At 40.8% G+C, this 19468-nt stretch carries 14 protein-coding genes; 10 read left to right on the top strand and 4 right to left on the bottom strand.

Features of this window, described 5'->3' with window-relative positions:
* The first annotated feature begins 10 nt into the window (after positions 1 to 10).
* The 4 genes from FEDK69T_RS03265 (at position 11) to FEDK69T_RS03250 (ending at position 4586) form a co-directional block, all read left to right on the top strand.
* Positions 11 to 1075 (top strand): HlyD family secretion protein, encoded by a 1065-nt coding sequence (locus FEDK69T_RS03265; RefSeq protein WP_023572717.1) that lies wholly within the window; start codon positions 11 to 13, stop codon positions 1073 to 1075.
* A 3-nt stretch (positions 1076 to 1078) separates the two neighbouring features.
* Complete coding sequence (locus tag FEDK69T_RS03260; RefSeq protein WP_023572716.1) at positions 1079 to 2647, top strand: efflux MFS transporter permease; 1569 nt, start codon at positions 1079 to 1081, stop codon at positions 2645 to 2647.
* Between the two features lie 63 nt (positions 2648 to 2710).
* Positions 2711 to 3412: a potassium channel family protein gene (locus FEDK69T_RS03255; RefSeq protein ID WP_023572715.1), complete on the top strand. Its 702-nt coding sequence runs from the start codon at positions 2711 to 2713 to the stop codon at positions 3410 to 3412.
* Between the two features lie 46 nt (positions 3413 to 3458).
* Positions 3459 to 4586 carry an AI-2E family transporter gene (locus FEDK69T_RS03250; RefSeq protein ID WP_023572714.1) on the top strand — a complete coding sequence of 376 codons (1128 nt, stop codon included), beginning with the start codon at positions 3459 to 3461 and terminating at the stop codon, positions 4584 to 4586.
* A gap of 74 nt (positions 4587 to 4660) precedes the next feature.
* Here the strand turns inward: FEDK69T_RS03250 and FEDK69T_RS03245 are convergent, their stop codons facing one another.
* Genes FEDK69T_RS03245 through trhO form a run of 3 tightly spaced genes read right to left on the bottom strand, consistent with a single transcriptional unit; the run spans position 4661 to position 7490 of the window.
* Positions 4661 to 4891, bottom strand: a complete 231-nt coding sequence (locus FEDK69T_RS03245; protein ID WP_035630648.1) for a ferredoxin — start codon at positions 4889 to 4891, stop codon at positions 4661 to 4663.
* On the bottom strand, positions 4891 to 6132 hold the full coding sequence (locus FEDK69T_RS03240; RefSeq protein ID WP_035630649.1) for a peptidase U32 family protein: 1242 nt from the start codon (positions 6130 to 6132) through the stop codon (positions 4891 to 4893). Before FEDK69T_RS03240 ends, FEDK69T_RS03245 begins: the two co-directional genes overlap by 1 nt.
* The gene (trhO, locus tag FEDK69T_RS03235) at positions 6132 to 7490 is read right to left on the bottom strand and encodes an oxygen-dependent tRNA uridine(34) hydroxylase TrhO (protein WP_023572711.1); all 1359 of its coding nucleotides are present in this window, start codon (positions 7488 to 7490) and stop codon (positions 6132 to 6134) included. Before trhO ends, FEDK69T_RS03240 begins: the two co-directional genes overlap by 1 nt.
* A gap of 289 nt (positions 7491 to 7779) precedes the next feature.
* On the opposite strand from trhO, the gene cax reads away from it, so the two are divergent.
* The 4 genes from cax to FEDK69T_RS03215 all read left to right on the top strand — a co-directional run bounded on the left by cax (position 7780) and on the right by FEDK69T_RS03215 (position 14895).
* Positions 7780 to 8883, top strand: a complete 1104-nt coding sequence (gene cax / locus FEDK69T_RS03230) for a calcium/proton exchanger (RefSeq protein WP_035630650.1) — start codon at positions 7780 to 7782, stop codon at positions 8881 to 8883.
* A 336-nt stretch (positions 8884 to 9219) separates the two neighbouring features.
* The gene (locus FEDK69T_RS03225) at positions 9220 to 10368 is read left to right on the top strand and encodes an efflux RND transporter periplasmic adaptor subunit (protein ID WP_023572707.1); all 1149 of its coding nucleotides are present in this window, start codon (positions 9220 to 9222) and stop codon (positions 10366 to 10368) included.
* 2 nt (positions 10369 to 10370) lie between these two features.
* A complete protein-coding gene (locus tag FEDK69T_RS03220; RefSeq protein WP_023572706.1) occupies positions 10371 to 13535 on the top strand; it encodes an efflux RND transporter permease subunit in 3165 nt (1054 codons plus the stop codon).
* Positions 13528 to 14895, top strand: coding sequence for an efflux transporter outer membrane subunit (locus FEDK69T_RS03215; protein ID WP_035630651.1), 1368 nt, complete (start codon positions 13528 to 13530; stop codon positions 14893 to 14895). The genes FEDK69T_RS03220 and FEDK69T_RS03215 overlap by 8 nt, the downstream gene beginning before the upstream one ends.
* 76 nt (positions 14896 to 14971) lie before the next feature.
* Here the strand turns inward: FEDK69T_RS03215 and FEDK69T_RS03210 are convergent, their stop codons facing one another.
* Positions 14972 to 17662: a T9SS type A sorting domain-containing protein gene (locus tag FEDK69T_RS03210; protein WP_023572704.1), complete on the bottom strand. Its 2691-nt coding sequence runs from the start codon at positions 17660 to 17662 to the stop codon at positions 14972 to 14974.
* 279 nt (positions 17663 to 17941) lie between these two features.
* On the opposite strand from FEDK69T_RS03210, the gene recA reads away from it, so the two are divergent.
* Positions 17942 to 18946, top strand: coding sequence for a recombinase RecA (gene recA, locus FEDK69T_RS03205; RefSeq protein WP_023572703.1), 1005 nt, complete (start codon positions 17942 to 17944; stop codon positions 18944 to 18946).
* Between the two features lie 92 nt (positions 18947 to 19038).
* Positions 19039 to 19455, top strand: a complete 417-nt coding sequence (locus FEDK69T_RS03200) for a hypothetical protein (protein ID WP_023572702.1) — start codon at positions 19039 to 19041, stop codon at positions 19453 to 19455.
* The last annotated feature ends 13 nt before the right edge of the window (positions 19456 to 19468 follow it).

Below are 19468 nucleotides of genomic sequence, written 5' to 3'. Positions count from 1 at the left end.
CCAAGATGCTATGAGCCAGGAAAACCAAAACAACGAGGCAGTTCAAAAATCAGAACGAAAAAGAAACACCATTCTGACCATCCTTTCTTTTGCTTTTCTGCTGGGGGGTGTTTTGTGGATATTGAGTCTGTTTTTTGACTTCAGCCAAAACGAAACCACCAACAATGCCCAGGTGGAATCCTATATGAACAACATTGCGGCCCGGGCGAGCGGACATATTAAAGAAATCCGGTTCGAGGCCAACCAGCCTGTACACAAAGGCGATACGCTGATCATTCTTGATGACTCAGAATATCAAATCAAAGTGAGACAGGCAGAAGCCGATTTAGCCATAGCCGAAGGAAATCTGCATTCTTTAGAACAAGCAATTATTACATCGACATCCAATCAGGCGGCTGCAAAGGAAAAACTAGCCGGCGATATGGCAGATCTTGAAAAAGCGAGAAAAGATTATCAGCGTTTTGAAAAAATGTTTGCTGATTCGGCCGTGACGCGAAACCAGTACGATCAGGTACTGGCCAAAATGAAATCGACCGAAGCCTATCTAAAAGCAGGACAGAACGAATTGATGGCGAGCAGTTCCATTACCCAGCAGAGCAAAACCAATCTGGAAGCCGCAAAAGCTACCGTGGCCGGTAAAAAAGCCAATCTGGATAATGCCAAACTGCAATTATCGTATACGGTAATAAAAGCCCCGATTGATGGTTTTGTGGGCGAACGGCAACTTTCCGTGGGCGATTTGGTGAATACGAATCAAGTGATAGCTTCCATTGTACTGAAACACAAACTATGGGTGATCGCCAACTTCAAAGAAACACAGGTCGAACGAATAAAATTGGGACAACCGGTTACGATTACCATAGATGCGCTGGACGGCAAGGAATTCAAAGGAAAAGTGGTTGGATTTTCGCCGGCCACCGGAGCCAAATTTTCGATGGTGGAACCGGATAATTCCACGGGTAATTTCGTGAAAATCACCCAACGCATTCCGGTAAAAATCGAATTTGAAGCCAGTCCCCAGGAACTCGAACCCGTAAAACCCGGAATGAATGCAACAGTTGAAGCAAAAAAGTAAGCGATGGTTAAGATAAAAAAAGGAAGCGTTTTGATTCTTGTCGGGCTATATGTCCTGACCATTCCTTTTTTTAATACACTGAATATTACCGCTTACGATAATTCACAGATACTTGGCCATTTCGGAGAATCAACAACAGCTTTCACCTATTCGAGTTACATTCCGGTTTTTGCCATGCTAGCCTTTTTACCGTTGGGGATACGAATCGCCAAACAGCTTCCGCTTCGCACGATGATTTTATCCGTTAGCTTTTTGTCGATAATCTGCAATACCGCTTCATTATACACAACATCCATTGGATGGTTTACTGTTTGGCGTTCGCTTTTATCCATCCTTTCGATTATCGGGATATTCGCGACCATGATTCCGATCATCCTGAAATACAATCCGGCTTTCAATATGGCCATCATGTACGGAATCATGCAGTTCATTCTTCAGGGAAGCCAGCACATCTATAAATACTTTGGCACGAGTTTCACCAGTTTACACGATTGGACCTTCAGTGTTTACTTTCTAAATGCCAATTTTTTCATCGGCATTATTTTGGCGTGGATTTTTTACCGAAAAGACGTCGCTCCGATGAAAGGCATTTTCCAATTTGATTGGCGAGGATGGTTCCTCATGATATTATTGTTTACCGATATTCTTTTCCTGTGTGCCGAAGGACAAACGCGAAATTGGTTCCAGGATCCTAAAATAGCTTCTGCCGTAGCTTTTGGGTTAATTATTGTCGGAATATATATCCTTCATACCCGTTTTACCGAAGATCCGCTGATTGACCCTGACGTGTTCAAATACTCCAATGTGGCAATAGGCTCTTTTCTCTTTTTCTATATTGGAGCCATTAACGGTACGGGAAGCGTTGTTTCGGGATTCATGGGCAATGTGCTTGGTTTCGATCCTTTGTATGAAGCCCGGACCCATTTATCCATGCTGATCGGGATTTTCATAGCGATTCCATTAACAACCTATCTCCTATACAAAAAAATTTACATCGGTACGGTTTGGATTATGGGTTTCACCTGCTACGGCTTGTACCATTTCATCCTCTTCTTCAGATTTTATCCGGAAATTAGTCCCTCCGATTTCCTGGCTCCTTTTGTTATCAAAGGATTGGCCATTGGATTTCTGTATCCGACCTCATCGCTTTATTTAGCCGAAGGGATTCCAAAAAAATTAGGCGATTCCCGAATGATGAGCGGTGTCATTTGCCGTGTTGTTCTGGCCGTTTTGCTGGGAAGTGCCATTTTAGGAACGATGATTACTAACGCCAATATCCATCATAAAACAGGCTTAAGTCAGCAGTTATCCCCTACAAACCAATTAGCTGAAGATCAGTTAATTCAAACAAAAAACGTATATTTACACAAAGGCATGTCCGAAATAGAAGCACAAAAAATGGCTGAACGGAGTCTTTCCAACCAAACTTCCCAAGCCGCTATTTTACTTGCTTATAAAGATATCTATCTGGTATTGTCTGCCATTTGTTTTTTACCGGTTCTGATTATTTTGCTTTTCCGATTGGGAAGAAGGCCGCTCGGAAGGGTCGAAGTCGAACCCATACCCATTTAAGTGCAGCCGTTCATTATTGATTTTTGCAATTACTGATTGATTTCCATCTTAAAATAAAACCTTATGGTCAAAGCAAAAAAATATCGTTTATTCAATGGTTTATGGGATAAGGAAGACGGCCTTTTAAGCATGCTGGTTTTGCTTTTCATCATGCACTTTCTTTTTATTCCGTTGTTTGGCAGTTATTCCTTTTTAAAATTAGCCATGCAGATTTTCTGGGTACTCTTTCTTTTGTCGGGTATTTTTGCATTGGAGAACACTAAAAAACAAGCCATACTGATTTCCATTATTCCTGTTTTGTTTGTAGTCGTTGGCTGGATCAGTCTTTTCAATACCAGTACTTTTATTGTGGTTGCCGACTTCATCCTTTCCATTGCTGCCCTTTTACTGTTAATCATACTGGTTCTTATAAAAGTATTTGAACCCGGACCTGTAACTATATTCAGGGTAGTCGGATCGGTGGTAGTTTATATGCTGATGGCAAACCTCTGGTCTATCATTTACTTATATATATTCCAGGATATCGAAGGCTCATTCCAGGTTACCCTGCCTCCATTTGAACGAAACAGCCTGGAAGCCAATTTTTTGTATTTCAGTTATATCACTATCACCACTACAGGTTATGGTGAAATACTTCCGCTGCATCCGTTTGCGCGCTCGATGGTACAGATGGAAGCCATTTTTGGCGTGTTGTATCCTGTTATCCTGATTGGACGCCTGGTATCAGACAGCAACACTCCCGATCTCAGAAAAAATAAAACATAAAAATTCAACTTTTATCCGTTTCACTAACTTTTAAAAACCAAAGGGCATGAAAAACAATTCCGATTTTAATAGCAAAACGCTATTCGACCTCATCCTGCAATTGGGAATGATATTCCTTATCATGGGATTCTGCATTAGGCTTTTACTACCTTTTACAATGCCGATTCTTTGGGCAATCATCTTTGCCATTATTCTGTATCCCTTATATAATTTTGTCCAGAAAAAATTAAAGGGACGCGGCGGTTTGGCTGCTTTTCTAATAATAACGGTCATATTGCTGCTTATCATTGTGCCTACGATTACTTTTTTCAATTCAGTTGTCGGCAGCATTATTGACGTAAAAGACCAAATGGAAGCCGGAACATTAAAAATAGACACTCCGGCTGAAAAAATGAAGGATTGGCCTATTATCGGAGACAAAATATATAACTTTCTGAGTTCTGCCTCTGTTAATATTGAAAAAGCCGTTGTGGACTACAAAGAACAAATTGTGGAGGTTTCCAAAATAGCATTAGGAGGTATTGTAAGTTCCGGACTGACGTTCCTTCAAATCATCCTTTCGCTTATTATTGCCGGATTCTTAATGGCATCCAAAAGCTCTCAGGATCTAGCCTCCGATTTAATAATGAGAGTCGCCGGACCAAAAAAAGGAGAACAAGTTATAAACATAACGGTCTCTACGGTATATCAGGTCGTGAAAGGAATTTTGGGAGTAGCGGTAATACAGACCATCATTCAGGCCTTTGGACTGTTTCTCTGCGGGGTACCTTTCGCAGGTGTGCTGACATTAATCTGTCTGATATTATCTATTTTGCAGATTGGCCCTATCATCGTTAATATCGGGGTAATCGTTTATCTTTTTTCAACTGGCGACAGTACTACTACCGCTATTTTATGGTCTATATTTTTCGCAGTAAGCGGACTGTCCGACAATGTATTAAAACCGCTGCTTTTAGGAAAAGGAGCTTCCGTTCCCATGTTGGTTATTTTCCTTGGTGTTATCGGCGGGTTCATGATGTCCGGATTTATCGGCCTATTTGTGGGGCCAATCGTATTCTCTATTGGCTACCAATTGTTCGATGCATGGGTAGAAGAAGGAAAAGTCCATGCCAAAGAGAATATCAAAAGAAGTACGACTGATATAGAAGAATCCCACGAAGGAGTCGAACTCTAAATCTATTACATAAAAAAACCTGCCCCGTATTTATACAGGACAGGTTTTTTTATTGGTATTCCGGTATTTCTGTCTTAGACTTCTTTTACCGAAATTATTCTCACAGGACAGGCTTTTTCTGCCAGTTCGCAATTTTCAACGATTGAATGATCGGGCGATTTTAAAGTGTGAAACCCTTTGGTATCAATCGACTTCAGTAACACCGTTTTCCCGTCTTTTTTAGACATCTGAAACTGTGCCGGAGCCATTTCAACACAATAATTACAACCGATGCATTTGTCTCTTTGTAATGTGATGATGACCATTAGTTCTCTACAATTTTATACATCTTGTCAGACAAACGGATACGGAACGGAACTTTCAGCGTACAACTGTCTCCTTTGGTTGCCTTTTCGGAATCCAGATCGTTGACCAGCATTTCTTCCAAAACCAGTTCCTGAGCTCCTGTGCTTGGACCGGTAATCAGAAGTTTATCGCCTTTTTTGATATCGTAAGCCTCGATTTTGAACTCGGCCACACCTGATTTCGGGAAATAATGCATTCCTTTTCCAACATATACCTTTTTTTGCGTCGCACTCGAACCCGGATTGTCTGACCATTCGCCTAATTTTTGTCCCAAGTAATAACCCGACCAAAATCCGCGGTTATAAACAGTTGACAAATCTTCCATCCAAGTGCTTATTTTCTCTTTGGTAAATGTTCCCTCGTAATAGGCATCGATGGCTTCCCTGTAGGTTCTGACTACAGTTGCCACATAATCGGCGGCTCTTCCGCGTCCTTCTAATTTCAGTACTTTTATGCCCGAATCGATTACCTGATCCAGAAAATCAATCGTACACAAATCTTTGGGAGACATCATGTATTCGTTATCGATTTCAATTTCAAATCCGCTTTCCTGATCGATTACTGTATATTTTTTACGGCAATTTTGTTTGCAGGCGCCGCGGTTTGCAGATGAATTATGCGAATGCAGGCTCAGGTAACATTTCCCTGAAACCGCCATACACAATGCTCCGTGTCCGAATATTTCAATTTCCACCAGATTCCCCGAAGGTCCTTTGATCTGTTCCCTTTCGATCTCATCGGTAATTTTCTTTACCTGACGCAAACTCAATTCCCGAGACAATACGATAGTGTCGGCAAACAGACTGTAGAATTTAACGGTTTCAATATTCGTCACATTCAACTGAGTCGAAATATGCACCTCGATTCCCATCGTTTTTGCCGTCATGATAACCGCCTGATCCGAAGCAATTACCGCGGTAATTCCTGCTTCCTTGGCTTTAGTAAGCAACGTTTTCACGACCGACAAATCGTGGTCATAAATGATCGTATTTAAAGTCAGATAGGTTCTGACTTTTTTTTCGTTACAGCGGCGGGCAATTTCCGGCAAATCATCCAATACGAAATTCACCGTGGCACGCGCACGCATATTCAGTTGTTCTACTCCAAAATAAATGGAATCGCAACCGTTGTCCAAGGCGGCCTGCATCGATTCGAAATTTCCTGCCGGAGCCATTAGTTCAATTCTTCCAGAGGTGGTCATTAGCTGATAATTTTAAATAATTTATCGGATAATCTCACTCGGAACGGCACGGCAAACGTTACTTTATCACCAGGTTTTGCCTGAGATGCTTCAGTTCCGTTAACGTGCATTTTATCTAAAATCAGCTCCTGATTGCCAGTTGTTGGTCCGGAGATTAAAATCTTATCCCCAAGATACAACTCCTGATTTTCGATAATGAAAAGTCCAATCTGTGCTTTTACATAGTAATGCTCAACTTTACCAAGCAACACCTTTTTTATTTTTATTTTCTGACGGATGGTTTTCGGTTTTTCGGCTACCGCCAAAGGAGTATCAGTTAACTCGCCTGATTTCTTGAATTTGAGCGATTCTGATTTCCCTTTTCGGAATACTTTGTTCCCCACCTGCGCTCCTCTTCTGCGTTTAATCTGTTCCACTAACGGTAAATGTGTAATTTCAAGACATTCGGTCGAACAACAGTTGTCCATGGCTTCTTTACACTCATCACATTGGATAAATAATAAATGACAGGCATCGTTTTCACAATTCGTGTGATTGTCACACGGTTTTCCACATTGGTGGCATTGCGAAACGATATCCTCGGTGATGCGCTCTCCCAAACGGTGGTCGAACACGAAATTCTTTCCGATGAATTTGCTTTCCAGACCTTCTTCTTTAATCTGTTTAGCGTAGTTGATAATACCGCCTTCAAGTTGGAATACATTTTTGAATCCCTGATGTTTGAAATAAGCCGAAGCCTTTTCACAACGGATTCCTCCGGTACAGTACATTACCAGATTTTTATCTTCTTTGAAGTCTTTCAACTGTTCGTTGATAATAGGTAACGATTCACGGAAGGTTTCAACATCCGGAGTAATCGCACCTTTGAAATGACCTACTTCACTTTCATAATGGTTTCGGAAATCCACCACGATTGTATTCGGATCATCCAAAATTGCATTAAACTCTTTTGCTCTTAAGTGGACCCCTTTATTGGTTACGTCGAACGTGTCATCGTTTAGACCGTCGGCCACAATTTTGTGACGTACTTTCACGGTCAATTTTAAAAACGAGTGATCATCATGCTCTACGGCTACATTGAGACGGATTCCTTTCATGAAATCATAGGCTTCCAAAGTATCGCGGAAGGCTTCAAAATTCTCGGCCGGAACCGACATTTGTGCGTTGATACCCTCTTTGGCCACATAAGTACGGCCCAAAGCATCAAGCTTGTTCCACTCAATAAATAAATCGTCTCTGAATTTTTTAGGATCTTCAATGTGCGCATAGGCGTAGAAAGACAACGTAAGGCGTTGTTTTCCGGCTTGATCGATAAGCTCGGCTCTTTCTTCTGCGCTTAAGGTGTTATACAGTTGCATGCTATAAACTTTAAGTGAGAAATTATGTTATGAATTGGCTTCGCCTATTCGGCTATGCCTCGAGTTCTAAATGGAAGAATTCGGGTGCAAAAATAAACATTTCAGATTAATTTCAAAACAAACTGATTCTCAATGTTTTAAAAAATTACATTCGGAAGACTTCAGAATTCATTTAATGCGAAATTTCAAACTGGTGTTTTTCAACGATAAAAAATGCCAGATATAAGAATAATCTGCTACTTCTGAATTATTTCTTTACCTTTATTAGGTTAAATACCAGCCTCTTAAAATGAGAAAATACTTAAAACCTTCTGTGTTTTGGCTCTTCATTTTTATTCCGATAACGATTATATTGGAAAAAAAAAGCGTGGAAGATTCTCTCATTTTCTTTTCAGCAGCCCTATCCATCATTCCCATTGCAAAACTGATCGGCGAATCAACCGAAAATCTGGCCCATTATACAGGAGATGCCATTGGAGGTCTTTTGAATGCTACATTTGGCAACGCTCCCGAATTAATCATTGCCATTATCGCGCTGAATGCCGGAATGTATCAAATGGTACTAGCATCTATTGCAGGGGCCATACTTGCTAATTTATTATTGGCTACAGGGGTTGCTTTTTTCATTGGCGGCATTAAACACCGTATCCAAGAATACAATCCGGTTACCATTCACACCTACAATTCCATGATGTTTTTGGCGGTTTGCAGCATAATTATTCCCAGTGCATTTCACCGTTTTTTTATTGTCAACATGGGTGATGTCTATAAGGACAACGAGAGCAGCCTCAACATACTGCTTGCCATTGGTCTGTTAGTAGCTTACGCGTCCTACCTGTTTTTCATGATTAAGACACATCCTGATCTATTTAAAAGCATCAATAAAAATGCTGACAATAGACTGGGTGAAGAACACAAACCCTGGAGCAAAGAAAAAGCCATCGGAGCTCTTGTTGCAGCCTCCGTAACCGCAGCATTTATGAGCGAAATTTTGGTGGGCGCAGCCGAAGGAACCGGAAAAGAACTGGGCATGACTCCTGCCTTTATCGGAATTGTGTTTGTGGCTGTAATCGGAGGTGCAGCAGAAAGTCTCTCGGCCATTGCCATGGGAGCAAAAAACAAAGTGGATCTTACCATAGGTATAGCTCTTGGCAGTTCTATACAAATTGCGCTGTTTGTAACTCCTTTACTTATATTACTCAGTTTTTTCATTGGACCACAACCGATGTTTTTAAACTTCAACCGGGCAGAAACAGGCGCCATGTTTATGGCAGTACTGCTTACTACGGTTGTTTCCAATGACGGCACGTCAAACTGGTACAAAGGAATACAGATGATCACATTGTACATGCTTATTGCCCTATTGTTTTATTTCATTCCGGAACAAACATAAACCAAGTTCATAAAAAACAATGATGCTCATTTAAACAAAGTAAAGTATTACATCGAAAATAAAGTGTAATTATCTCAAAAACAGTTGGATTAATGTAAGATTTTTTATATTTGTATGAAAGCATACCTACTATTTTTTAAGAATTCATGGTGCCATAAATGGCATTTTTTAAAGTTATTGCCCCAATCACGTTTAAATTATTTCCAGGACTTAATTGTTTGTTTTCGATAAGTTCCTAAAAGCATGCAACGCTATCAAATAATTGGCACTCAGGAAATGCCAAATTGGAAAGAAATAAGAATCGGCTATTTTATAATTTTTAAAAAGTAAACCAAGATGAATGCTCTAAAAAAATCAAAAGTCGTGTTGATACTGTTCTTCTTATCATGCATATGGATTTCCTGCAAGAAAGAAGAAAAAGTTATCCCTCCTATAAAAGTCCCATACGTTGTAGTTGAGAAAAGCGATATCCCAGTTTTCAGGGAATATCCTGCGCAGACATTTGGAGATTTAGACGTTGATCTGGTAGCAAGGGTGGACGGCATCCTGCAGGGCATCCACTTTAAAGAGGGCGACAGAGTAAGAAAAGGACAGTTGTTGTATACGATTGATCCTATCGAATATGACACAAAGGTAGAGCGCGAAAAAGGACAAGTGGCCGCTTTTAATAGCAACTACGTAAATGCAGAAGAAGAATTAAAAAGAATAAAACCTCTGGCCGAAATGAATGCGGTAAGTAAAAGAGAACTCGACGCAGCCATTGCCAGGGTAAAAACTACAAAATCCAGCCTTGCTAGTGCCCAAGCTAGCCTGAGAAACCAACAAATAGAACGAGGCTACTGTAATATTTACGCTCCTGTTGACGGTGTTATAGGTATTAGTAACGCCCGAATCGGGGATTATATTTCAAGAATAGGAAATACGGCGCATCTGAACACCGTTTCCAGATTAAACGAGGTGCGCGTGCGTTTCGCTGTCAGTGAAGCCTCCTTTTTACAATATCAGAAAAAATTTGGACCAAACCCACCCACATTAACCGACTTAGAATTGATCCTATCCGACGGAAGTACCTACCAACATAAAGGAAAAATGAATTTTGCCGATGCCAGTGTCGATCCCACCACGGGAACCGTAACCTTCGAAGCTCAATTCCCCAATCCCGAAAGAATCATACGTTCGGGGCAATTTGTAAAAATCCGTATAGTGATAACGACTCAAAAAGACGCTGTTGTAATCCCGCAAAAGGCTGTTACCGAAATGCAGGGTATTTATCAGGTTTATGCCATTGACCAAGCTAAGAAGATACAGGTGAAAGTAGTAGAAGTAGGTGAAAAAATAGGAACGGATTGGGTCATATCTAAAGGACTGGAATCGGGTGACCGTGTAGCCATAGTAGGTACCTTATTTGTTCAGCCGGGTTCCGTTGTTGAACCTGTTCCATTTGCTGAAAGCAGTGAAAAAAATGTCTCAAATCAAACCGAATAATTATGGATCATTTTTTCGTAAGGAGGCCCATTGTCGCCATTGTGCTCTCCATTTTAATCGTAATTATCGGGTTTCTTTCATTAAGATCCACTCCGGTATCTAAATTCCCTGACATTGCGCCGCCTATCATCAACATAAACGGAAGTTACAGGGGAGCTAATGCCATCAATGTGGAACAAGCCGTTGCCACGCCCATCGAGCAAAAAGTAAATGGGGTGGAAAACATGCTATACATGCAATCCACTAATGCCGGTGACGGTAACATGGGGCTTTCCGTTACATTTGATATCGGAACCAATTTGGATGTAGCTACCATGCTTACCCAAAACAGGGTTGCGGAGGCTACTCCTAAATTACCGCAAGACGTAAGAACCACAGGGGTTTCCACCAAAAAATCGTTGTTGGTTCCCATGCTTCTGATTTCATTGCATTCGCCAAATAACACCTACAATGCTGACTTTTTAAATAATTATGCTACCATCAATATTGTGGATCCTTTGGCCCGTATTAAAGGAGTTGGAGAGGTACTGCTGTACGGAGGAAGCAATTACGCCATGCGTGTATGGATAAAACCAGATGTTTTGGCCAAATATGACATGACTGCTCTGGATGTAATGAATGCCATTCAGGAACAAAATGCAATTGCGCCCGGAGGTAAATTCGGAGGCCCGCCGGCAAAAAACGGAAACGAATTCACTTACAACGTTATGTTAAGTGACCGATTAGTCACGCAGGAGGATTTTGAAAACATCATCGTTAAGTCGAATATAAAAAACCAGCAAATCCGACTAAAAGATGTGGCCACCGTTTCACTGGGAACGGAAAACTATTTCACTCAGGCCCGTTTAAATGGTAAGCCGGCCGGAGTTATCGGGATCAAGCAAATGCCGGGATCCAATGCTTTGGAAGTAGCGGAAAATGTGAAAAAGACCATTGCACAATTAAGTGAAAAATTCCCGAACGATTTAGAATATGACGTTTCTTTGGATACCACTTTAGCTGTTTCTGAAGGAATCAATGAGATTGTCCACACGCTTTTTGAAGCCGTGATTTTGGTAATCTTGGTAGTATTCATCTTCCTTCAGAACTGGAAGGCAACTTTAATCCCATTGATCACCGTACCTGTTTCATTAATCGGGGTATTCATGTTCTTCCCGCTTTTAGGGTTTTCAGTAAACGTACTGTCACTATTAGGCCTGGTACTGGCAATTGGTATCGTGGTTGACGACGCTATTGTTGTTGTGGAGGCGGTCATGCACCACATCGAACACGGAAAAACACCGAGGGAAGCTACCAATCAGGCCATGAAAGAAGTGGCCGGACCGGTAATTGCCATTGCCGTGGTACTTACCGCAGTATTCATACCGGTAGCATTGACCCCCGGAATTACGGGACGACTGTACCAGCAGTTTGCCATCACGATTGCAATATCGGTTATTTTGTCTGCCATCAATGCTCTAACATTGAGTCCGGCTTTATGTGCATTGTTACTTAAACCCGCCAAGGAACAAAAAGGCTGGCTGGCCCGATTTTTCGCTGGCTTTAACCGGGTATTTGATTCGGTCACTAATAAATACACCGGCTTGGCAGGTTATCTGATTAAAAAAACCATGCGAAGCCTAATCTTCATCGGAATAGTTGTTGGAGTTATTGTCATTTTAGGAAAAAAAGTTCCAACCGGATTCGTTCCTGAAGAAGACGAAGGATACTTCTACATCAACGTCGAATTGCCTTCAGCCTCGTCATTGGAAAGAACGAGCGAGGTCTGTAAAAAAATAGAACAAATACTTGCCCAAGATAAAAACATCGAATTCTATACCACAAATGCCGGATTCAGTTTGCTGAAAAATTCCAATGCCACAAGCAATGCATTGATCTTCATTTCTCCGGTGGAATGGAGTCACAGAGACAAAAGCGTAGCACAGATCATGAAGGAATTGAATGCTAAATTCACGACTCAAATTACCGAAGCTACGGTCTTCGCCTTCGGCCCTCCTCCTATTGCAGGTATCGGAAATGCAGCCGGTTTTACCATAATGTTACAGGACAAAGGAGGAAACACTCCGCAATACCTGGCCGAGAACACCAAGAATTTTATGGATGCCGCCAAAAAACGTCCTGAAATAGGTACCATCCGAACCACATTTAATGCCAATGTTCCTCAGATACGCCTGGAAATTGATAGGGATAAAGTAAAGGAACTGAATCTTTCCCTGGCGGATGTGAACACTACGGTCGGAGCCAATTTGGGAGGACAATATATCAACGAATTCAACCGTTACGGACGACAGTATATCGTTTTAATTCAAGGGGTTCCGGATGAATTCATCAACCCTACGGATATCAGTAAAATTTTTATAAAATCGAAGGACGGCAACATGGTCCCACTGTCTTCCATTGCGACAATCAAACGTGAAACCGGTCCCGAATTCACCAACCGATTCAATTTATACCGTTCGGCTGAAATTGGGGGATCGCCGGCTCCCGGATATAGTTCGTCTCAGGCATTAAAAGCGCTGGAAGAAACAGCAAAAGAAGTCCTGCCGCAAAGTATGGGCTATGAATGGTCGGCCATGAGTTTTCAGGAAAAAGCAGCCGAAGGAAAAGGAAATGTGGTTTTCATAATGGCCTTGGTCTTTGTGTTCCTGATTCTTGCTGCGCAGTATGAAAGTTGGAAACTCCCATTCAGTGTTTTGTTGGGAACTCCGTTTGCCGTATTTGGGGCGTTCCTGGGATTGTTCCTCTGCAAATTGTTCAGTCCTGATTATGTCAACAACGTTTTTGCGCAAATCGGATTGGTATTGCTCATCGGACTGGCCGCCAAAAATGCCATTTTGATTGTAGAATTTGCCAAAGCCGAATACGAAAAAGGGGTTCCGTTGCTGGAATCGGCATTAACTGCTGCGAAATTGCGTTTCCGACCTATCCTGATGACCGCGTTTGCCTTCATTTTGGGAGTAGTTCCACTGCTAACGGCTTCCGGTGCCGGTGCACAGGCCCGTAAAGTAATGGGAACGGCGGTGTTTAGCGGAATGTTGGTCGCCACCGTATTAGGAGTGTGTTTTATCCCTGTACTATTTGTATTCATAGAAAGCTTCGGAAAAAAGAAAGAGGAAGCCATTACGCCTGAAAATAATAGTGAACCAAATTCCACAAGCCATGAGTAAGAGATTAAAAATAGGTATTGTCGTTTTAGGACTGGCACTGCTTCCGATGGGTTGTATGGTAGGTCCGAAATATTCAAGACCCGAGGAACAAAAAGCCGAAAGGTATCAAAATACAGAAATCCCCATAGATACAGCCAAATCAGTTGTCAATCTGAAATGGTTTGATGTTTTCGACGACGATGTTCTTGAAGGGCTTATCAACAAAGGCATAGAAAACAACTACGACCTGAAAATCGCAATGGCCCGATTGGAACGTGCTCGGGCAGAATTAGGCTATTCGAAAGCCGATCTACTCCCTTCATTCTCTTACGGCGGTACCATAAACGCCAATAAGGACGCTTTCATCCCATCTAATGTAGGCGTGAATATGAATTGGGAATTGGACTTCTGGGGCAAAGTCCGCCACGAAAACAAAGCATTAAATGCCGAATTATTAGCGACTGATGAGGCCCGAAAAGTAATATTGACAGGCATTATCAGCAATATAGCAGTTTCTTATTTTCAGTTAAGGGATCTCGACAATCAATTGGATATTACAAAGAAAACCTTAATTGCCAGACAAGAATCGTTCAACATTATTAACGAACGATTTATAAAAGGTTATACATCGGAAGTTGACAAAGTTCAAATTGAACAACAAGTAGCCATTGCCGAAGCCGGAATTCCCCGTATCGAAAGACAAATCACTTTTTTGGAAAACGTTATTTCCGTTTTAATCGGACAAGTTCCGGGACCGATTGAGCGCGGCAAATCCAACAACGATCAGAGGATTACCGTCGACATCCCGCTTTCGCTGCCTTCAAAACTGCTGGAAAACCGACCGGATATCAGAGAAGCAGAACTCCGTTATATGGCCGCCAACGAGAGAATCGGCGTTGCCCAGGCGATGCGTTATCCTTCTTTCAACATTGCGGCGATGGCTGGTTTTGCCAATTCTGAATTAAGTGACCTGTTCTTAAACAGCTCCTACTTGCAGAATGCTTCGGCAGGTGTGGTTGGTCCGATATTCAATTTCGGAAAAAACAAACGCAGGGTAGAGATCTTCAGACAGGAAGCCGAACAATCCAAGCTCTTTTATCAGAAAGCATACCTCATAGCTGTTTCCGAGGTAGAGCAGTCACTAAAAGATGTAAAAACATACAAAGAAGAATGGCAGGCACGCAATAAACAAGTGATGGCAGCCAGAAAGAATCTTGAATTATCCAATGCCAGATATTACAATGGTTATGTTTCCTATCTTGAAGTACTGGATGTTCAGCGAAATTTATATGAAGCCGAATTGGAACTTTCCAGACTGACCCAACAACAATTAAGCGCTACGGTAGACTTATACAGAGCTTTAGGAGGTGGCTGGAATTAAAAAACACTATAATCCGCATAAAAAAATCGGTCAAAATTACTCTTGACCGATTTTGCATAGTTTGTTAAAAAAGGTTTTAATCAACCTTCATTATTCTAACTGACTGATTCCCTTTAGCAGAAGAGAAATTAAGAATATAAATTCCAGCAGCAAACCCTTCGGATAAATCAATGCTTTGTTTGTGATTTCCAACCGATTGTTCTTTATTTTTCAAAATGGACTTTACTACTTTTCCTTGTAAATCTACGATATCAATGGAAATAGTTTCGTTATTTTCTAAAGTGTATTCAAAAGTAGCCGCTTGTTTTATAGGATTTGGATATACCAATAAAACGTTGTTGTTCCCTTCAAAATTGAGAGTCCCAAGCGTTATGTCAGTATACCTTACCTGTGCCAGTACATCATTAGAACCGTTAAATGCATAGCCTGTCGCGAGCAATTTTCCACTTTGCAACAATATTAAATCGGCAATTGAAGAATTATAATAAATTGGAGTAGAAAGTATTCCGGACGTTCCGAAAGAAGTATCTGGAGAACCATCAGCATTATAACGGCTGATAGAGAACTGATTGCCAGAACGCCCTCCTTTTAGAATTTTCCCGTCCGACTGAACAACCATCGTGCTGTAAATCTGCCCGGGTTGATCAGCAACTGATCCGTTTACACCAAAAGAAGTATCCACACTACCGTTGCTATTATATCGTGTCAGACTATGCAAATTAGATGTAGATATTCCTGAATTGATAATGAACTTATTATTTAGTGTTCCCTCGATTTTAAAAGGGTGATTGTAAGTCCCGATTTGCGTTGTCACCTTACCGTTTGTACCGAAAGTGGTATCGATTGTCCCATCCGTATTATAACGCACTATCCCGTTGGTAAATTCTGTAGTCCCTACATACGAACCGTTTAGAGGAATATAAAGCGGTCCGGTCAAAATAATTTTACCATCTGCTTGAATGTACAGATCTGCCGGGAAATTCATTTCTGCTGCCGAGTAAAAGTTAAAACGGGTATTTACCTTACCATTATTCCCAAAAGTAGTATCCAAAGTTCCGTTGCTATTCAAACGCAAAAGCCCAAAATCAAACAAAGTCCCATTGGTAGTCGCTGAACTGTCATAGTCGAAAGCTACATAAATTTTATTATCCGGACCAATCTCAATTGCATCGATAAAACTCACAATATTATTAGAGTCTGCCTTCATATTCGTAATACTGTTCACACCGAATGACAAATCGGCTTGACCGTCTGCATTCAAACGAATCAAATCCGCTCCGGTAGTGATCAGTATAATTTTTCCATCAGGTTGTTGTATCATCTTATACACATTTGAAATTCCAAGGTTCAGCATCCCGTTAACTCCAAAAGTTGTGTCTAAACTACCATTAGTGTTGTAACGAACCAGAGTGTTATTGAATCCTGCTCCCTCTTTGGATTGGCCTAAAACTACAGTCTTCCCACTTGACTGTTCAATTACAGCTATACCCCGATCTGCCCCTTGTTTAAGATTGAAACTTGTTAAAGATTCAAAAAGACCGTTACTTGTGAACTGAAGTTGAACCCCTCTTTGAAAATCAGATGTTGCTCCATCAAGACTTGAACCGCCACATATGATTTTTCCGTCTGATTTTACGAATAAAAACCCTTGTCGATCCAAAGTTTCAAGATTGTATAAAGTGGTTCCGTTAGAGCCAAAAGAGTTATCTACGCTTCCGTCGGCATTAAACCTAAACAACGCGTAATCATTACTAGACGTTCCCGAAACCAAAATTTTACCGTCAGAAAGATACTTAACAACCGGTTTTGAAAAATAAAATGAATTAGTCGGATTTCCTACTGTTAATGGAGTTGTTGTTAAAAGCAGCCCGTCGGTGCCGAAAGAGGTGTCTAACTGACCATTAGTATTATATCTTGCTATTGATAGCGTACTGTTACTGGCTCCCAACATTAAGATCTTACCATCACTTTGAATATCAAGTGCGCGGCCCAAATCCAAGGCTGATCCGAAAGGAGATACAGTAGTTCCGTTTGTACCGAAAGACGTGTCTAAAGTTCCTATCGAATTAAATCGGGCTACGGCGAAATCATAATCACTTCCATTAAACGACTGGCCGCCTAATACGATTTTACCATCACCCTGAATTGCTAACGTAACCGCTTCATCATCCTCAGAACCAACAGCCAATGTTGCAATTCCATCAAAATCAAAAGCAGTATCAGCACTTCCGTCAGCATTTAATCGAATCAAAGCGAAATCGTTATCGCCGCCATTAGACACAAATCCTCCCAAAACTATTTTACCGCTAGACTGTAAGGCTATCGACTTTAAAGAAGGGCTGTAACCGGCAATTGTAACCGAATAAATCCCATCCCCGGAAAAGGTGTTGTCAAAACTACCGTCCGTATTAAATCGGTAAATGTTGGACTGACCAACTGCCAGGATTTTTCCATCTGATTGAATGGCTACAGCTTCAAAACCACTTCCGCTGATTGTCCTAAATCCGAAAGTATTAAATGACGTATCCAAAACACCTGAAGCATCAGTTCTGGCAATAAACGAAAAGCTTGAAAAAGCGACTGATCTTCCAACATAAACCATCTTCCCATCTGATTGTAAGGCCGCCCCGGCAACCAAATCGCTAGTTTTAGATGTAGAGAACTGTGAAACCACAACACCGCCATTGGTACCAAATGTGGAATCTAAATTTTGTGAATAAACCAAAGCTGACATCAGAAAAGCTCCAGTTAGTAAGATTTTTTTCATAAATAAATATTTTTTTGCGCGAATATACATATGAAAATAACAAAACTACACGCTTTTGTAATATTTTTTTTAAGAAAACAAAAAGAACTGAAAATCATAATTGTATAAGATAAATTTTACAATAATTCTAGCCGCTTACATAGTTGTTTCCCAATAAATTCATTTCTGAAAAAATCATCACAGGCCAAAAGCCGTACGAAAGGAATTTTAACTTAACTGTTGATAACATCTTATTTGAAACTTAAAAAAAAACATTATTTTTAGCAAAAATTATAGACAATGAGTTCAGAGAAAGAAGCCAAATTAAAAGCCTTACAATTAACTTTAGACAAGTTGGACAAAACCTACGGAAAAGGAACCGTAATGAAGTTGGGAGATGCTGCAGTGGAAGAAATAGATTCCATTCCGTCCGGTTCTCTTGGTGTGGATTTAGCCTTAGGGGTAAACGGATATCCGCGCGGAAGAATCATCGAAATTTACGGACCGGAATCGTCAGGTAAAACCACCTTAACATTACACGCCATAGCTGAAGCTCAAAAAGCAGGAGGAATTGCTGCATTTATAGATGCGGAACATGCATTTGACCGTTTCTATGCACAGAAATTAGGAGTAGACATCGACAACCTGATCATTTCACAACCGGACAACGGGGAACAAGCTTTGGAAATTGCTGAAAACCTTATCCGTTCAGGTGCCATCGATTTAGTAGTAATCGACTCGGTTGCCGCTTTAACACCAAAGAGTGAAATCGAAGGCGAAATGGGGGATTCCAAAATGGGATTACACGCCCGTTTGATGTCACAGGCCCTACGAAAATTAACAGCTACCATCAACAAAACGAATTGTACCGTTTTCTTCATCAACCAGTTGCGTGAAAAAATCGGAGTAATGTTCGGAAACCCGGAAACAACAACCGGAGGTAATGCGTTGAAGTTTTATGCTTCGGTACGTATCGATATCCGTAAATCAACCCAGATCAAAGATGGGGAAAATGTATTAGGTAACCGTACCAAAGTAAAAATTGTAAAAAACAAGGTAGCGCCACCATTCCGTACAGCTGAATTCGATATTATGTATGGGGAAGGTATTTCAAAAACCGGAGAAGTTTTAGACTTGGCCGTAGAATTTGAAATTATCAAAAAAAGCGGTTCATGGTTCAGTTATGGCGATACCAAACTGGGTCAGGGGCGTGATGCTGTGAAAGCTTTGATCAAAGACAATCCGGAACTGATGGAAGAACTGGAACAAAAAATCAAAACGCTAATTAAAGATAATGCCAACTAAAATAAAGAATCCCGAAAATTTTCGGGATTTTTGGTTTTCATACGCAACCTTTTGAATTCTATTTCATCTTATTAGCAACAACAACCTATATAATGAGAAATGTTTTTTTATTGATTCTGATTCCTTTCCTTTATTTATCCTGCAGCAAAGAGTCGGAAACAGAAACCACGGTGTATGAATTGTTGCCGGTGAGCGAAGTGGAATTACCCACTAATTTTAAAATAAACAAAGAATATACTATCAAAATAAAATTCGTTCAGCCAACGGAATGTCACACCTTTAATAAAATTTATTTCGAAAAAGAAGGCTCCATAAGGACCATTGCGGTTGAATCAACTGTTTACAAGCATTCAGATAGTGATTGTGCTTCTGTACAAAACGGAAATATGACAACTCAAGATTTAAAATTTAATCTGGACAAACCAGGCGAATACACATTAAAATTTTGGAAAGGAAAAAACAGTAACGGGGTCGATTTGTTCTTGACTTATAACATTCTTGTCGAATAAAACACAGTATAAC

The sequence above is a fragment of the Flavobacterium enshiense DK69 genome (assembly GCF_000498495.1).
GTDB classification, from domain to species: Bacteria; Bacteroidota; Bacteroidia; order Flavobacteriales; family Flavobacteriaceae; genus Flavobacterium; species Flavobacterium enshiense.
The sequence above is the reverse complement of the archived record's forward strand: the minus strand, read 5'-3'. Positions and strand labels throughout refer to the sequence as shown.

Bases quoted from the DNA above. Each gene is read 5' to 3' on its own strand.
- FEDK69T_RS03265 (WP_023572717.1), top strand. From the start codon at position 11: ATGAGCCAGGAAAACCAAAACAACGAGGCAGTTCAAAAATCAGAACGA.
- FEDK69T_RS03260 (WP_023572716.1), top strand. From the start codon at position 1,079: ATGGTTAAGATAAAAAAAGGAAGCGTTTTGATTCTTGTCGGGCTATAT.
- FEDK69T_RS03255 (WP_023572715.1), top strand. From the start codon at position 2,711: ATGGTCAAAGCAAAAAAATATCGTTTATTCAATGGTTTATGGGATAAG.
- FEDK69T_RS03250 (WP_023572714.1), top strand. From the start codon at position 3,459: ATGAAAAACAATTCCGATTTTAATAGCAAAACGCTATTCGACCTCATC.
- FEDK69T_RS03245 (WP_035630648.1), bottom strand. From the start codon at position 4,891: ATGGTCATCATCACATTACAAAGAGACAAATGCATCGGTTGTAATTAT.
- FEDK69T_RS03240 (WP_035630649.1), bottom strand. From the start codon at position 6,132: ATGACCACCTCTGGAAGAATTGAACTAATGGCTCCGGCAGGAAATTTC.
- trhO (WP_023572711.1), bottom strand. From the start codon at position 7,490: ATGCAACTGTATAACACCTTAAGCGCAGAAGAAAGAGCCGAGCTTATC.
- cax (WP_035630650.1), top strand. From the start codon at position 7,780: ATGAGAAAATACTTAAAACCTTCTGTGTTTTGGCTCTTCATTTTTATT.
- FEDK69T_RS03225 (WP_023572707.1), top strand. From the start codon at position 9,220: ATGAATGCTCTAAAAAAATCAAAAGTCGTGTTGATACTGTTCTTCTTA.
- FEDK69T_RS03220 (WP_023572706.1), top strand. From the start codon at position 10,371: ATGGATCATTTTTTCGTAAGGAGGCCCATTGTCGCCATTGTGCTCTCC.
- FEDK69T_RS03215 (WP_035630651.1), top strand. From the start codon at position 13,528: ATGAGTAAGAGATTAAAAATAGGTATTGTCGTTTTAGGACTGGCACTG.
- FEDK69T_RS03210 (WP_023572704.1), bottom strand. From the start codon at position 17,662: ATGAAAAAAATCTTACTAACTGGAGCTTTTCTGATGTCAGCTTTGGTT.
- recA (WP_023572703.1), top strand. From the start codon at position 17,942: ATGAGTTCAGAGAAAGAAGCCAAATTAAAAGCCTTACAATTAACTTTA.
- FEDK69T_RS03200 (WP_023572702.1), top strand. From the start codon at position 19,039: ATGAGAAATGTTTTTTTATTGATTCTGATTCCTTTCCTTTATTTATCC.